17 protein-coding genes are annotated in these 13,916 nt (G+C 72.5%); 11 read left to right on the forward strand and 6 right to left on the reverse strand.

All coding sequences use genetic code 11. From position 1 onward, the window contains the following. Positions 1-653 precede the first annotated feature (653 nt). The 4 genes from ACZ573_RS24765 (at position 654) to ACZ573_RS24780 (ending at position 2,318) form a co-directional block, all read left to right on the forward strand. The gene (locus ACZ573_RS24765) at positions 654-869 is read left to right on the forward strand and encodes a hypothetical protein (protein ID WP_471307563.1); all 216 of its coding nucleotides are present in this window, start codon (positions 654-656) and stop codon (positions 867-869) included. 320 nt (positions 870-1,189) lie between these two features. After that, positions 1,190-1,762, forward strand: coding sequence for a DUF5994 family protein (locus ACZ573_RS24770; protein ID WP_471307566.1), 573 nt, complete (start codon positions 1,190-1,192; stop codon positions 1,760-1,762). Between the two features lie 5 nt (positions 1,763-1,767). Then, entirely contained in the window at positions 1,768-1,956 is a 189-nt protein-coding gene (locus tag ACZ573_RS24775; RefSeq protein ID WP_471307569.1) for a hypothetical protein, read from the forward strand. 95 nt (positions 1,957-2,051) lie between these two features. Then, positions 2,052-2,318 (forward strand): hypothetical protein, encoded by a 267-nt coding sequence (locus ACZ573_RS24780; protein WP_471307572.1) that lies wholly within the window; start codon positions 2,052-2,054, stop codon positions 2,316-2,318. Positions 2,319-2,363: 45 nt separating this feature from the next. Here ACZ573_RS24780 and ACZ573_RS24785 read toward each other — a convergent pair whose 3' ends face one another. Further along, positions 2,364-3,632 (reverse strand): ATP-binding protein, encoded by a 1,269-nt coding sequence (locus ACZ573_RS24785; protein ID WP_471307575.1) that lies wholly within the window; start codon positions 3,630-3,632, stop codon positions 2,364-2,366. A 203-nt stretch (positions 3,633-3,835) separates the two neighbouring features. Here ACZ573_RS24785 and ACZ573_RS24790 point away from each other — a divergent pair, with 203 nt between their 5' ends. Continuing rightward, on the forward strand, positions 3,836-4,096 hold the full coding sequence (locus tag ACZ573_RS24790) for a hypothetical protein (RefSeq protein ID WP_471307578.1): 261 nt from the start codon (positions 3,836-3,838) through the stop codon (positions 4,094-4,096). 60 nt (positions 4,097-4,156) lie between these two features. Here ACZ573_RS24790 and ACZ573_RS24795 read toward each other — a convergent pair whose 3' ends face one another. Further along, positions 4,157-4,828 (reverse strand): TetR/AcrR family transcriptional regulator, encoded by a 672-nt coding sequence (locus tag ACZ573_RS24795; RefSeq protein ID WP_471307581.1) that lies wholly within the window; start codon positions 4,826-4,828, stop codon positions 4,157-4,159. A 48-nt stretch (positions 4,829-4,876) separates the two neighbouring features. On the opposite strand from ACZ573_RS24795, the gene ACZ573_RS24800 reads away from it, so the two are divergent. From ACZ573_RS24800 to ACZ573_RS24810, 3 genes are all read left to right on the forward strand, one after another. Then, a complete protein-coding gene (locus tag ACZ573_RS24800) occupies positions 4,877-6,442 on the forward strand; it encodes an FAD-dependent oxidoreductase (protein WP_471307583.1) in 1,566 nt (521 codons plus the stop codon). A 113-nt stretch (positions 6,443-6,555) separates the two neighbouring features. Continuing rightward, positions 6,556-7,497, forward strand: a complete 942-nt coding sequence (locus tag ACZ573_RS24805; RefSeq protein ID WP_471307586.1) for a CAP domain-containing protein — start codon at positions 6,556-6,558, stop codon at positions 7,495-7,497. A gap of 198 nt (positions 7,498-7,695) precedes the next feature. Next, a complete protein-coding gene (locus tag ACZ573_RS24810) occupies positions 7,696-8,160 on the forward strand; it encodes an anthrone oxygenase family protein (RefSeq protein WP_471307588.1) in 465 nt (154 codons plus the stop codon). Positions 8,161-8,202: 42 nt separating this feature from the next. Here the strand turns inward: ACZ573_RS24810 and ACZ573_RS24815 are convergent, their stop codons facing one another. Then, positions 8,203-8,817, reverse strand: a complete 615-nt coding sequence (locus tag ACZ573_RS24815) for a TetR/AcrR family transcriptional regulator (RefSeq protein WP_471307590.1) — start codon at positions 8,815-8,817, stop codon at positions 8,203-8,205. A 48-nt stretch (positions 8,818-8,865) separates the two neighbouring features. On the opposite strand from ACZ573_RS24815, the gene ACZ573_RS24820 reads away from it, so the two are divergent. The 3 genes from ACZ573_RS24820 (at position 8,866) to ACZ573_RS24830 (ending at position 11,724) form a co-directional block, all read left to right on the forward strand. Continuing rightward, entirely contained in the window at positions 8,866-9,699 is an 834-nt protein-coding gene (locus tag ACZ573_RS24820) for an alpha/beta fold hydrolase (protein ID WP_471307592.1), read from the forward strand. 187 nt (positions 9,700-9,886) lie between these two features. After that, entirely contained in the window at positions 9,887-10,549 is a 663-nt protein-coding gene (locus ACZ573_RS24825; protein ID WP_471307595.1) for a response regulator, read from the forward strand. Further along, complete coding sequence (locus ACZ573_RS24830; protein ID WP_471307598.1) at positions 10,546-11,724, forward strand: sensor histidine kinase; 1,179 nt, start codon at positions 10,546-10,548, stop codon at positions 11,722-11,724. The genes ACZ573_RS24825 and ACZ573_RS24830 overlap by 4 nt, the downstream gene beginning before the upstream one ends. Positions 11,725-11,740: 16 nt before the next feature. Here ACZ573_RS24830 and ACZ573_RS24835 read toward each other — a convergent pair whose 3' ends face one another. The 3 genes from ACZ573_RS24835 to ACZ573_RS24845 are packed head-to-tail and all read right to left on the reverse strand — an operon-like array spanning position 11,741 to position 13,835. Then, complete coding sequence (locus tag ACZ573_RS24835; RefSeq protein ID WP_471307599.1) at positions 11,741-12,676, reverse strand: hypothetical protein; 936 nt, start codon at positions 12,674-12,676, stop codon at positions 11,741-11,743. Beyond that, positions 12,673-13,599, reverse strand: a complete 927-nt coding sequence (locus tag ACZ573_RS24840; protein WP_471307602.1) for an ABC transporter ATP-binding protein — start codon at positions 13,597-13,599, stop codon at positions 12,673-12,675. The genes ACZ573_RS24835 and ACZ573_RS24840 overlap by 4 nt, the downstream gene beginning before the upstream one ends. Then, the gene (locus ACZ573_RS24845; RefSeq protein ID WP_471307605.1) at positions 13,587-13,835 is read right to left on the reverse strand and encodes a hypothetical protein; all 249 of its coding nucleotides are present in this window, start codon (positions 13,833-13,835) and stop codon (positions 13,587-13,589) included. The genes ACZ573_RS24840 and ACZ573_RS24845 overlap by 13 nt, the downstream gene beginning before the upstream one ends. Positions 13,836-13,916: the final 81 nt, after the last annotated feature.

The raw sequence follows: 13,916 nt of genomic DNA on the forward strand, positions 1-13,916 counted from the left end.
TCCCTTATGTCGGAGATTTGCCCCAGGCGTAGTATGACGAATGGGTCAATGCACTCTCACGTGCGGCGGCCCGGAAGGGCGGCCCCGGCGGGTGAATGTGCCGGGGCCGTTGTGTGGGCGTGGTCCCGCCAATAGCCACAGGATCGGGGGACCCCTGCCCCGTACATCCCCTTCGGAGCGGTGAACTGCGGTCGACACCGCTACGGGAGAACCTTCGCGGCGTACCCTTCGGGAACCAGTTTTCGCAGTCAGAGACCGCGTGGGCGTCCTGCGTGCCCCAGCTTCCCACGCTTGCAGCACGGGTTCGATTCCCGTCATCCGCTCCATGACACAGCCCCAGGTCAACGACCTGGGGCTTTTGAGCGAGTCCGCACCGAAGGAGACCACCGCGACCTCAGATTGCGCATCGATTGCGCATCGGCAGCTACAAGCACAGGTGCGATTCCTACGACTTCGGGCTCGACGAGTCTCCTGTGGTGGTCCCGGACAGCCTGGGTGCGAGGCTCGCGCGCCCGCTGGAGCGGCGCCGCCGCACCGGGGAAGGGCGTCATCCGTGTGCCTCGCTTCGCGGGCGACATGATGCAGACCGTCGCGGTGCGTGTCAGCGTGATCGGAGAGGAATCCGTACCCACGCATCAAAAGGAGTCGCCGTCATGGACGGTAAGCAGGACAAGCGCCGGGAGGAGCCGGGCAAGGGGCGCGAGGCACAGGAACACCATCGCCCCGGAGACCCCGCGCGGCCCCAGCCCGGCAAGTCGTCCCGCGAGAAGGGGCAGAAGGCCGGTCAGAAGGACGGTCAGAAGGAGACCTCGCGCCACCGCGAGGAGGACCTGCTGCGCGAGGAGGACCTGCACGGCGAGGGATTCTGACCGGCGCACTGCTCGCCCGCTCGGCCGCCATGCGCCGTTCCAGGAGCCCCTGACCGGGATGACGGCACGCCGTTCGGCGGCCGGCAGGGGCGACGAAGAGGCTGCTGAGCTGGGAAACGTCCCCGTCGTTTCAGGACACCATTGCGCCGCTCTCGCCGTCTGCGCCGGAAAACAGCTGGTCAGAAGCGGCTTCCTGGATCGCGAACCGGAGTACGGTGAAGAGACCGGGAGTATTTCGCACACCCGCTCCCACGCGGACGTCGTTTCCGGCGATCACTGCACCGGACCGTTCGCGAACGGTCCGGGGACGGGTCCGCGACATGACCACCACCCTCGACCGCGCCGCGCAGCCGGCTGTTGCCCTGCTCCCCGCTCGCCTGTCCCTTACGCCGAAGTCCACCCTCGCAGGTCAGCTGGACGGTGCCTGGTGGCCCCGCTCGCGTGACCTCGGAGCCGAGCTCCCCGCTCTCGCGGCCGCTCTGGAGGAGCCGTGGGGGCGCGTCACGCGCGTCACGGTGAATCCCGCCCGCTGGCCGGTCGTCCCGCGCACGGTTGCCGTGGACGGGCGCGTGCTGCATGTGGGCTGGTTCACCGAGCAGGACCCCGACAAGCTGATCCTGCTCTCCTACACCGTCGGCCGCTGGGACCTCCTGGTGGTCCCGCCCGAGACCGGGCCCGCGGCCGCGGCCCGGCTGATGGCCGCCGCCGCGATCCCGGGCAGTGCCCTGGCGGCGGGCGTCCTGATGACCAACGAGAGCGTCATCGGGCGCGGCGTCCGCGACGCGCGCCGCCGGGAAGCCGTCTGGGAGGGCGAGGGCGGGGCCTGCATGTCGCCCTTCGGGGAGCCGATGGGACGAAGTGCCCTGCCGCTGTCCGGGAACGGCTGGAGGTGAGTTCCGTGGAGACCGTCGTCCTCGTCGCGGTGATCATCCTGATGATCGGCGTCGCCATGCGCTGGATCCAGGTGCTGAACGCCCGGAACGACGCGCGGATCGAGGCCTACCGCTTCAGTGACCCCCGGCCGAGGCCTCCCGGCCTGCCGGACGACACCGGTCGTCGAGCCCACCACCCGGGTGCCGACCGGTGAGGAACGGATCTTCCTCCGACCGGGGGCAGCGGCGGGGCGCCCCGGCGCCCCGACCCGCCGGCCTCCTCACCCGCCCTGAAGGGAACCACGCCCACGTGAAGTACATCGAGACCCAGACCCTGCCCTCCCTCGGGCACGCCGAGGTCCGGATCATCGCGCACACTCCGGAAGCCGCCCGAGCGGTCGCGGAGGCGCTCCGGCGCTGTTTCGCAGGCACGGAACAGCGCAGCTACCCCGCCCTCGACGGCAACACCCGCCTCCACCTCACCGTGGACACGGCGGCGCCCGCCGGGCCCGCCCGCTCGTGGCTCGCCGCCAGCAGGACCCCCGCCAGCACCGGCGCACACTCCGACGAGATCTGAGAAGCCCCGACGGCAACGGGCCGGGCCTGATCGGCGGGAGACGGCTCAGATACGGGCGAACTTCTCGGTCTGCCGGGCGAACTCCTGGGCCATGCCCGCGCTGACCGTGGGCCTGGTCTCGCCGATCGTGCGCAGGTAGTCCTCGGTGGTGGGGCGGGTCCGGGTCCCGGTGTCGAAGGTGCGCTCGAACTGGACCTGGGAGACGGTGCGCGCCACATGGGCGATGTCGGCAGGGGTGAACCCCTCACTGGCGGTCGCCAGCACCGCGCTGTCGGCCTCGGCGCCCGACCGGGCCAGGTAGCTCTCCCACAGCGCGGTCCTGGCTCGGCGGTCGGGCGGGCCGATCGGCAGCACGTAGTCGAAACGGCCGTGCCGCAGGAACGCGGAGTCGAGCGTGGTCACGTCGTTCGTGGCGCACACGAGCAGCCGCCCGTCCTGGCCCCGGAACCGGACGATCGCCTTGAGCAGTTCGTTGACGACACCGACCGCGGTCGCGTCCGCGCCGCTTCGGGTCCCCGCGATCTCCTCGACCTCGTCGATGAAGACCAGGACGTGATCGAGCCGGGCGATCTCGTCGAAGCGCCGGTTCAGCCCGCTGGCCAGCCCGTATTCGGCGGCCAGCCGGGCGGGGAACAGTTCGAGGAACGGCCATCCCAGGCGGCTGGCGATCGCGTGCGCGAACGTGCTCTTCCCCGTCCCGGGCGGCCCGAACAGCATCACCGCCCGCGGCAGCTCCACGCCGTGCTGGGCGGCCATTTCGGGATGGGCCAGTGGCAGGACCAGACGCCGCTCGATGAGCTCCTTCTCCCGCTCCATGCCCGCGACCTTCTGCCACAGTCCCCCGGGCGGCAGCTCCGCTCCCAGCGACGCGAGCATGCTGACCGCCTGAGGGGTCACGCGCCCGCGCTTCTCGAAGAAGACCAGGCCCGGACGGGCTCCGAAGCCGCAGTTGTACAGGGCGGCGGCACCGGTCTCGCCGTCGGGCAGGACCGCGTGCACCGTTCGGACGCCACCGGCGAACAGCCGGTGCTCCAAGGCCGTGATCAGGTCGCTGCCCAGACCCTGGTGCCGCCAGGCAGGCGCCATGCTGATGCGCAGGATCCACGCCCGGTCACCGTCCACCCTGCTCACCGCGGCACCGACCACCAACTCGTCCGCCGTGGCCACCACCGCCGGATGGAGGGCCTGGAGGGCCGCCACGGCGTCCGAGAGCGGGAAGAGAGGTGGCTCTTCGGTCCTGCCGCTCTCCGCATCGACCCGGATCACCGCTTCGAGATCGTCCTGGGCGTAGTCCCTGACACGCCAACCCGTCATGATCAGCTCCGCGTGTTCGGCCGTACTTCCATCATCGGCCGATGTACGCGGGCCGCGCGCCAGGGGCCGCGTACCCCCGGGCCGGCTCCGGTCGATCCGGCGCTGCTGTCGACGGGACGTACTGGATCACCGAAGACGCCGCCGCGGCGGTCCACAGCCAGAAGTGGGCTCCTCCGCGGCGGCCACCGCGGCGGAGGGTCTGTGTGCGGCGCTCGCGGAGCAGGACGGACGGGAAACCGACCCTGAACGCCGCCCGCACCAGCCTGTACGTTCCGGCCTGGCGTGAGGGAAAGCTCTTCGCGCCCGGCGAGACCGTCCCGTACATGCAGGTCCACATCGCCCGCGACCCGAACAGCCGGGAAGTCCTCAGCGAGGACGAGCAGGAGCCGTACGGAATGAAGACCAGGACGACCTCGGTCGATCAGCCGCTCGCCTTGCTCCGCCAGGCCGCCGAGAAGCCGTAGGGGTACGGCGCCTCCTGCTCTCGAGAACCCCGGGATCGGGCGGAAGGCAGCGATGTTCCGTCAGCGCGCCGCGGGGAGTGCGCGTTCCAGGGCGTCGAACGCTTCGTGCAGGCGGGAGCGGTGGTCGTCGGCCACGTCGGCCGCGCGTTCGCCCGCGAGCAGGCGTCGGGCCGTGGCGACGTAGACGGCCCGGTACGCGGCGACGGTCAGTGCTGCCGCGAGGCGGGGGGCGGGGCCGTCGCCCCCGGGGGCGGTCCCGGCGATCGCGTCCCCCAGTGCCTGCTCCACCTCCTCCACGCCTTCGCGCGCCCGCGCCCGCAGGGCGGGTGAGTCCAGCACGATGCGCCAGAAGTACGGGAAGTCGTCGCTCACCGCCGCCAGCGGGTGGCGCTGGTCGAGGAGTTGGAGCAGCAGCGCGCGCAGAGCGGCCGACGGGGATTCGCCGGCCGGGCGGTTGCGCACCGCGGCCGTGAAGAGCTCGACGGCTTCGGGGATCCGGTCCAGGAAGAGGTCTTCCTTGCGGGGGAAGTGGTTGAAGACCGTCATCGTGGAGACATGGGCGGCCTTGGCGACCTCCGCCACGGTCACCTGGTCGAAGCCGCGCGCCGCGAACAGCATCGTCGCCTCGTCGGAGATCCGCTGCCGGGTCTCGCGCTTCTTGCGCTCGCGCAAGGTCGGCGGCCGGTCGGCCGCGCGCTCCGCGGAACCACGTCTCTCAGTTTCCTCGTTCACGGATAACACTATAGCGACTCAAAAGTTTTAGTGACTAAAGTGAACGCCATGAACTCGGACTTTGACGTAGTGGTGGCCGGAGGCGGCCCGGTCGGACTGATGCTCGCCTGCGAGCTCCGGCTCGGCGGCGCGAGCGTGGTGGTCGTCGAGCGCCGCACCGAAGTGGACCCGACCATCAAGGCGGGGTCGATCAACACATCGACCGCCGAGGCCTTCTACCGGCGCGGCATGCTGCCCGCGCTGGCCGAGGTCCAGCAGCGCTCCGTCGAGCGGTTCCAGGCGTTCGTACGCGAACAGCAGGGGCCCCCGGGGGACGGACGGCCTCCCCGTACGCCGGCCAGGTTCGCCGGGCACTTCGCCGGGATCATGCTGAGCGGGGAGCTGCTGGACGCGACCGACCCGGACTTCGCGGGCGCCGGTCCCGCTCGGGACGTCAGCCTCGTACCGCAGCAGGAGATCGAGCGGCTGCTCGCCGAACGCGCCCGTGAGCTCGGAGCCGAGGTGCGCACCGGCACCGAGCTGACGGGCTTCGACGCGGACGACGGCGGAATCGAGGTCCGCGTGGCGCGGCCGGCCGACGGGTGGTCGGGGGAGGTCGTACGCGCGGACTGGCTGGTCGGCTGCGACGGCGGCCGCAGTACGGTCCGCAAGCTGGCCGGGTTCGCCTTCCCGGGCACGGATCCGCAGATCACCGGTCACCAGGCCCTCGTCGAGATGACCGGGGCCGAAGCCCTGCGTCCCGGCTGGAACCACACGGACACCGGGATGTACGTGCACGGGCCGATGCCCGGCCGCATCCTCACGGTCGAGTTCGACGGCACGCCAGCCGACCGGGAAGCGGCGGTCACCGCGGAGGAGTTGCAGGCGAGCCTGCGGCGCGTCTCCGGGACCGGGGTCACGATCACCGGAGTGCGCACCGCCACCCGCTTCACCGACCACGCGCGCCAGGCGGCCGACTACCGCGCGGGCCGGGTGCTGCTGGCGGGCGACGCCGCGCACGTCCACTCACCGTTCGGCGGCCAGGGCCTGAACCTCGGCATCGGGGATGCGGTGAACCTCGGCTGGAAGCTCGCCGCGGTGGTACGCGGCCGGGCACCGGAAGGGCTGCTGGACTCGTACACGGCCGAACGGCACCCGGTCGGGGCATGGGTGCTCGACTGGACCCGGGCGCAGATCGCGTTGATGCGGCCGGAACCGCAGGCCCGCGCTCTGCGCGACGTCGTCACCGAGCTGGCCGGGTCCGTCGCGGGCACCACGTATCTCGCCAAGAAGATCTCCGGCGTCTCGCACCGGTACGACCTTCCCGGCAGCCATCCGCTGGTCGGCCGCAGCGCCCCGGATCTCGCGTTCACCGACGGGACGCACCTCGCGGACCTGCTCCACGACGGGCGGGGACTGCTGCTCGACCTCGCCGGCGACGCGGGGCTCCGGGCGCTCGCGCAGGGGTACGGCGAGCGCGTACGCGTCGCCACCGCGGCCTGCGCCGGCGGGCAGGAGGCGGCCGGGCTGCTCGTACGCCCCGACGGAATCGTCGCCTGGGCGGGGGATGCGGCGGATACCGGGGACGGGCTCGCCGGCGCACTGGCGCGGTGGTTCGGCCGGGACGGCGGATGAGGACCCGGGGCGGGCAGGGCCGCATCTTCCTGTGAGAAAGGTGTTATCGCCGCGCGGCTCACGGGTCTCCTTCAGTGTCAGGCCAAGTGGGCCGTCACCTTCGAGGAGATGCGATGCGGTATCACGACGATGAGTTCATGTACGGCGCGGACGCGGCCGCGGACGTGGTCGGTGCCGGTTCCGGGCCGGACCGGCGCGGCCGGTCGCGCGCCGCGCGCGGAGCGGCCGGCGGCCACCGCCGGAGCCGTCGCCGGACCCCCCTGATGGCGGCGGCCGCCGTGGTCCTGCTGGCCGGGGTCGGGAGTGCCTACGCCCTCATATCCGAGGAGGCTCCGGAACGTACCGCCGCGACCGGTTCCCCCTGGGCGCTCGCCGGACGGCCGGACACGGTGGACGGGTTGCCGGCCGCCACCGCGTCTGCGACCGCCGGAGCCGGCCCGTCGGCCACCGGGGGGACGGCGAGCCCGAGCGCCGCCGCGTCCGTCCCCGCATCGGCATCCGCATCCGCGCCCGCGCCGCAGGCGAAGGACGGGGAGCAGCGCTCCGGGGCGCCGACCACGGAACGCGCGGCCAAGCCCGCCGCGCCCCCGACCCGCGGTACCTCGGAGAGCGGTCCGGCGGGGCCGGACCCCAAGGTGCCCGGCCCTCGCACCTCGACGCAGGACGCCGCGACGGCCCAGTCGCTGTCCCTGCAGCTGCTCAACAACGAACGAGCCGCCGTCGGCCGGCCTCCGCTCGCGCTCAAGCAGGACCTCAGCGACTTCGCCCGCAAGTGGGCCGAGCACATGAAGAACAACGGGTTCGCCCACTCCTCGTCAGCGGACCGCGCCTACCTGAAGACGGGCTCGCGCACCTGGACCGGCGAGAACATCGTCTGGTACAGCGATGCCTCGATGACCGCCCAGGAAGCCGCCGAGAAGTTCCAGTCGATGTGGCGCCACAGCTCCGGGCACTACAAGGCGCAGGTCAACCCGGACTTCACCGAGGTCGGCGTGGGCCTCTACCACGACTCCTCGGGCTGGTGGGGCGTGCACAACTTCTCCGACGGGAAGTGACGCGGGGCCTCCGTGGCCCTACCTGATGACCTCCATCTCGAAGCGAGAAGGACTTTCTCTTGGACTTGGCGCGAAGCAGCCCGGACCCTTGTGCACAGGCGTGAGGGGCGCCGGCGCCCCTCACGGTCGCCGGCGGGAATCCCCCGCCCGCCCGCGCGCCCACCCCCCGCAAGCACCGACGCACAGGAGCCGACGAACATGCGCACACGCCTTCTGCTGGGCCTGGCCCTCCTCTCCACCGGACTCCTCGCCGGCGCGTTCGGCTACGGGGCGGCCAACCTCGTACCCACCTTCAACGCGGTACCGCTCGACATACGGCTGTCGTTCCACACCGAGCTGATGAAGATGAACGGCATCACCATGCAGGCGGCGATGGGCGTGTCGATCGTCAGCTCGCTGGCCCTCGCCGTCGTGACGCGCGGCCGTACGCGGCTGCTCGCGGGCGGGGCCGGCCTGCTGGCCCTCACGTCCCTCCTGGTCACCCGGTTCGGCAACGTCCCGATCAACGGCCGGATCAAGGAGTGGGCGCACACCTCGGCCCCGGCCGATCACACGGAGATCCTGCGGCACTGGGAGATGTTCAACGACATCCGCACCGCCGCCGCCGTGGTCGCGTTCGCGCTCCTGATCTTCTCCGCCCTGCGCACGCCCGCCCGCGACTGACGACGCCGCAGCCGGGCCCGAGCGCCCCGGCCATGCCCTGCCCTACGCGCCGGCCGACGTCGCCGCGGCATCGGACTGCGCCGCGCGGACGATGGCCGCCGCGGCCCGGGACGCGGCCAGTACCGGACCGGTGCTCCGCGCGGCACGGCCGAGCATGAACGCGCCCTCCAGCAGGGCGATCACCGAGCTCGCGGTCTCGTGCGCGGCGGGCTCGGCGATACCGCCGGCGAGGTAGAAGGCGGCGAGGCCGTCCGTCCAGCTCGCGAAGACCTCGGCGGTGGCCAGGCGCAGCGGTTCATGGGTGCCGGCCACCTCCAGCGCGACGGTGGCGATGGGGCACGGGTCGGTGAAGTCGAGCTCGTGCAGGGTCTGCGCCGCGGCCGTGAACGCGTCGCGGGTGACGGTGGCCATGTCCTCGGTGGCCTCCGCCGGGGGGAAGAGGCCGGTGATCAGTTCCAGGTAGGCCGCACCGGACGTACGGATCACCTCCTCGCCGAGCTGTGTCTTGCCCCCGGGGAAGAAGTGGTAGGCCGAGCCGTACGGGGCGTCGGCCGCCGCGACGATCTGCTTCATACCGCTGGCGGCGTAGCCCTGGCGCCGGAACAGCTCGGTCGCGGCGGTGACGATGCGTGCTCTGGTGTCGCCCGTGGTCCTCACACTCGATAGTCTCTCACTAGATCGGTCTATCTAGTCGGAGGTAGCACCTTGCCCGAGATCGAACTGAGCGCAGGCGTCATCGACTTCACGGACACGGGCGGGGACGGAGAGGTCGTGGTGCTCGTCCACGGGCTCGGGTTCGACGGGTCGGTCTGGGACGAGGTGGTACGGGAACTGCGGGCCGATTTCCGGGTGGTGGTGCCCGTACTGCCGATCGGCAGCCATCGCAGACCGATGCGGCCGGACGCGGACCTCTCGGCGCACGGGGTCGCCGCGCTGCTGGCCGAGTTCCTGGAGCGCCTCGGCCTGCGCGACGTCACCCTGGTCCAGAACGACGCGGGCACGGCCCAGCTCCTGGTGGGCGTGCGCGACGAACGCGTCGGCCGCCTGGTGCTCACCTCGTGCGAGGCGCTGGAGAACTACCCGCCGGGCATCCAGGGCAGGACCCTGCACGCGGCCTCCTGGGTCCCAGGCGGCCTGTTCCTGCTGCTGCAGTCCTTCCGCGTGCCCTTCCTCGTACGGATGGGGAGCTCGCTGGGCGGCATGGCGCAGCGGCCGATCCCGTACGCGCTGGTCCGGCGCTGGTACGGGCCCCTGCTCGGGCGGCGCGCGATCCGTCGCGATCTCGCCAAGTTCTGCCGCAGCACCCGGAAGGACACCTACCTCAAGGCCGCCGAGAAGCTCGCGGAATTCGACCGGCCCGCGCTGGTCGCCTGGGGAGCCCAGGACCGCATGATGCCGCCCGCCACGGGCCGACGGCTCGCCGAACTGCTGCCGCATGGGCGGTATGTGGAGATCCCCGGGGCGGGCACCCTCGTCCAGCTGGACAACCCCGGGGCCCTCTGCGCCGAGCTGCGCCGTTTCATCGAGCAGACCGGCTGAGGCCCGGTCCGCGGCCGGCGTCCGTCCGACGGGACCCGGCGCGTGCCGCACGTCCCCTGGCGGTGCGCCGGAGCGGCCGGTGCGGCGCGGCCGCGCCGGGGAGCGGCTGGATCCCGCCTGGGTGAACGGCCTGGACACACCGGTGTTGTCAGGGCGGCGGGATGGACTGACGAAGGGGGGTTGTTCGGTGATCCGGGTTCTGATCGTCGACGACGAACTCCTCCTGCGCTCCTGTATGCAGCAGATCCTGGAGTCCGAACCGGACATCCAGGTGCCCGTGACCTGTGACGGCCCCGAGGCCGTGGCGGCGGTCGCCGTCCACCGACCCGAGGTGGTCCTGCTCGACCTGCGGATGCCCGGCACCGACGGCCTGACGGTGCTGGAGGCCCTGCGGGCGGCCCAGGACCCGCCCGCGGTCGCCGTGCTCACCACCTTCTCCGCGGACGAGGACGTCGCACGGGCCCTGGGCGCCGGCGCCGCGGGGTTCCTGCTCAAGGACACCGCGCCCGACGAGCTCATCCACTCGGTGCGGCTGATCGCGGCCGGGGGGACCGTCCTGTCGGCGCCGGTCGCCCGTTCCGTCGTACAGGGCTACCTGACGCAGGGGCCGGCCCGTCCCGGACCCCCGGTGCAGGACACGCTGACGGCACGCGAGCTCGATGTCCTGGCGCTGCTCGCCGACGGGCTGGCCAACGCCGAGATCGGACGCCGGCTGGGGCTGAGCGCGGCCACGGCCAAGGACCACGTCAGCGCGATCCTCGGCAAACTCGGCGTGGAGAACCGGGTCCAGGCCGCCGTCTTCGCCCACCGGGCCGGTCTGGCACGGACCGATCCCCGGCCGGCCGCGTGAGGTTCTCGCCCCTCGCGCAGACGGCGGTCGTCCTCGCCGTCTCGGGAGCGGAGATCGCCACGGTGTGGGCCGAGAGCAGCCCGCCGGACCTGACCTTGTACGGATTCACCCTCGTGGCGGTCGCCGTCTGCCTGCGCCACCCGGTCCCGGCCATGCTGGCCACCCTGCCCGTCGCGTTCACGGGATACCTGGTGCTCGCGCCCCTGTTCACGATGTACCAGGTGGCGGTCGCGGCCCGGTCCCGAGCGGTGACGCTGGTCTGCGCCGGCCTCCTCTTCCTGGTCGGCCTCGCCTCCTACTACCCGGCGGAACCGCTGGAGGAGTGGACGCCCGAGTACGTGCTGATGGGGCTGGTCTCCGCCGCGCTGGCCAGCACCGGACCGACCGCGCTGGGTTCGCTCGCGCGGGCGAGGCGGGAACTCTCCCTGCACATCGCGGGGCTGGTCGAGGCACAGGAACGCGAGCGGAAACTCTCCGCCCGTACCGCGGCGGCCGAGGAACGCGCCCGGCTGGCCCGGGACATGCACGACTCGGTCTCGTACCACGTCAGCCTGATCACGATGCGCTCGGCGGCGCTGGAGCGGACCGCCGGCGGAGCGGACAGCCGGGAGGCCGCCGCGTCGATCCGCCTGCTGGCCTCCGCGGCGATGACCGAACTGCGCCGCATGGTGGGCGTGCTGAAGGACGGCCCCGGCAGCGAGGGGCCGGGGCTTCGGCAGGTGGGCGCCCTGATCGAGGACAGCGGTCTGGACGTCTCGGCGGATCTGGGGGCCGCGATGGAGCGGCAGTGGCCCGCGGCCGTACAGGAGGCGGCCTTCCGGATCGTCCAGGAGGCGCTGGCCAACGTACGCAAGCACGGGTTCGGGGCGGCCGCGTCGGTACGGGCCGCCCCTGCGGCGGGGCCCGGACCGGAGGAGGGCCTGCTCGTCGAGATCCGCAGCCTGGCGCCGGCTCCCACCGGCCGGCCGGCCGTGGCCCCGCCGACACCGCCGACACCGCCGCAGAACGGCGGCGGGCACGGACTGACCGGGATGCGCGAGCGGGCTCAGGCCCTCGGCGGCAGCCTGGAGGCCGGCCCGACCCCGGGCGGCGGCTTCCTGGTCCGCGCCCACCTGCCCGCCCGGGCGCCCGCGACAGCGCCGGGGCCGGGGCCCGAGCAGGGGTCGCTTCGATGAAGGCGGCCGGACAGCCTCAGGGGGCGTCGCGCCTCCGGTAGGCCCAGGCGCCGGCGGCAGCCAGCACGAGGGCGAACAGAACGTGCACCAGCAGCCCGGTCCCGGGGCCGAGGTCGCTGCCGATCATCGCCTGCGCGAAGGCGCCGCCCGCATCGTCCGGCACGCCCTCCGGGGCACCGGACATGGCGGCCCGCGCGGCCGCGAAGGGCAGCCATCCACCGAGTCCCTCGACGCCGAGGAGCCGGCCGAGCAGCAGACCCGTCAGCCGCTCGGCGATCAGCGGCCACACCACGAGGACCAGCACGGTCCCCGCCCTGTTGCGTACGAGCGCCGCCACCGAGCCGGCCACCACCGGCCAGCAGGCCAGTACGAGTACGAACCGCAGCAGCGCGGGCAGCGCCTGCCCCCAGCCCGGCTGGGGGAACCCGGACACGGCGAGGGCCAGCGCCCCCGAAGCCCCGGCGAGCAGTGCGGACGCGCCGGTGACGGCGGCGGCCGACACCGCCGCCACGCCGAGCTTCGCGGCGAACGCCGTGCCCCGGGAGGCGGCGGTCAGCCAGGTCGTACGGGCCGCTCCGCGCGTGAGGTCGGTGCTGATGGAGCCGGTGCCGAGGGTGATGAGGAACAGGGCCAGCATGGACACCTGGACGGCGGCCGGAGACCACTGCAAGGCGTCCGCGACCGCCGAGGGCGACGGAGCCGCCCGCTCGTCGGCGACCAGCAGCAGACTCACCCCATTGCCGACGGACAGCAGGGCCACCACGGACAGCAGGATCCAGGTGGAGCGCAACCCGCGCAGATGGTGCCATTCGTAGGCGACGGCCCGGCGCAGGGCAGTGGGGGCGGACGGCGTCTGCGGCCGGGGGCGTGCGGGGCCGCCGTACGTGCCCTGCGCCCCGTGCGTGCGCGCCCCCTGCGCGGAGTCAGCCGTATCCGTCATCGGTGTGCTCATCGGATGTGGAACTCCTCGTGCGCGACGGAGAGGTAGAAGTCCTCCAGGGAAGGCGGCCGCTCGTCCAGCCAGCTGAGCGCCAGCGACTCGGCGGCCGCGAGCGCGCCTACCTGGAAGCGGTCCAGTCCGCCGATGGCGATCAGGTCGCCGTCGAGCGGCCGCGTGGTGCCGCCGGCCTTCGACACGAGCTCCGTCAGCCGGTCGGGATGCGGGCTCTGCGCGGTGACCGTCCCGGTCCGGGCCGCGATCTCCCGCACGGTGGTCTGTGCGACGACCCGGCCCCGGGCGAGCACGATCACGGCGTCGGCGAGCTGCTCCATCTCGCCCAGGAGGTGGCTGGAGACGAGGACGGCCCGCCCCTGCGCGGCGAGGCCGCGCAGGAACGTGCGCAGCCAGCGCAGGGAGTGCGGGTCGAGGCCGTTGCCGGGTTCGTCGAGGATGAGTACGGGCGGATCTGCGAGCATCGCCTGGGCGATGCCGACGCGCTGGGCCATGCCCAGCGAGAGGGACCCCAACCGCTGCCCGCCGGCCTCGCCCAGGCCGACCAGGTCGAGGACCTCGCCGACCCGTCGGGCCGGCAGGCCCATGCCCGCGGCGACCATCGCCAGGTGGGTACGGACCCGGTGGCGGGGGTGGCCGGCGACGCCACCGAGAACGGCCCCGACCACATGCCCCGGGGAACTCCACTCGGAAAGGGGCCGGCCGAGGAAGAAGGACTTTCCCTCGCCCTTGAGCAGGCCGAGCATCATGCGGATCGCGGTGCTCTTCCCGGCTCCGTTCGCCCCCAGGAATCCGGTCACCGATCCGGGAGGAACGCGTAACGAAACCTCGTGCAGCACGGTCTTGGAGCCGAATGCACGGCTGAGCGAATACGCGGTCAGGCCGCTGTCGGCGGCGGCGTCCGGGGAATTCACCAGGGCCACCCGTGGACGTTCCAGGCGATCAGGCCGATGACGGCGGCACCCACCGCACAACTCGCCCCGCCCCAGCTCGGACTCTTGCGGGAAATTCCGCAATAGAGGAAACCGCCGAGGGTCAGGAGCAGGCCCGCACCGTAGAGCAGCCAGCCGGCGGTTCGCCCGATGTCTTCGGAAAGGAAGAAGAAAACCGGAAATGTAAGGCCGAGCAGAACCATGGGGGCCGCGAAGAATGAGTCCACCGGAGTGGATCCGGACGTTCGTGGGGTCATGCTGTGCCTTCCGTTCGTTGAGGGGCGGGCCGCCCCCGAGCGTGCTCAGGG

This window comes from Streptomyces sp. NPDC040545 (genome assembly GCF_055595065.1).

Coding starts and splice junctions, on each gene's coding strand:
- ACZ573_RS24765 (WP_471307563.1), top strand. CDS start 654: ATGGACGGTAAGCAGGACAAGCGCCGGGAGGAGCCGGGCAAGGGGCGC.
- ACZ573_RS24770 (WP_471307566.1), top strand. CDS start 1,190: ATGACCACCACCCTCGACCGCGCCGCGCAGCCGGCTGTTGCCCTGCTC.
- ACZ573_RS24785 (WP_471307575.1), bottom strand. CDS start 3,632: ATGACGGGTTGGCGTGTCAGGGACTACGCCCAGGACGATCTCGAAGCG.
- ACZ573_RS24800 (WP_471307583.1), top strand. CDS start 4,877: ATGAACTCGGACTTTGACGTAGTGGTGGCCGGAGGCGGCCCGGTCGGA.
- ACZ573_RS24805 (WP_471307586.1), top strand. CDS start 6,556: ATGCGGTATCACGACGATGAGTTCATGTACGGCGCGGACGCGGCCGCG.
- ACZ573_RS24810 (WP_471307588.1), top strand. CDS start 7,696: ATGCGCACACGCCTTCTGCTGGGCCTGGCCCTCCTCTCCACCGGACTC.
- ACZ573_RS24835 (WP_471307599.1), bottom strand. CDS start 12,676: ATGAGCACACCGATGACGGATACGGCTGACTCCGCGCAGGGGGCGCGC.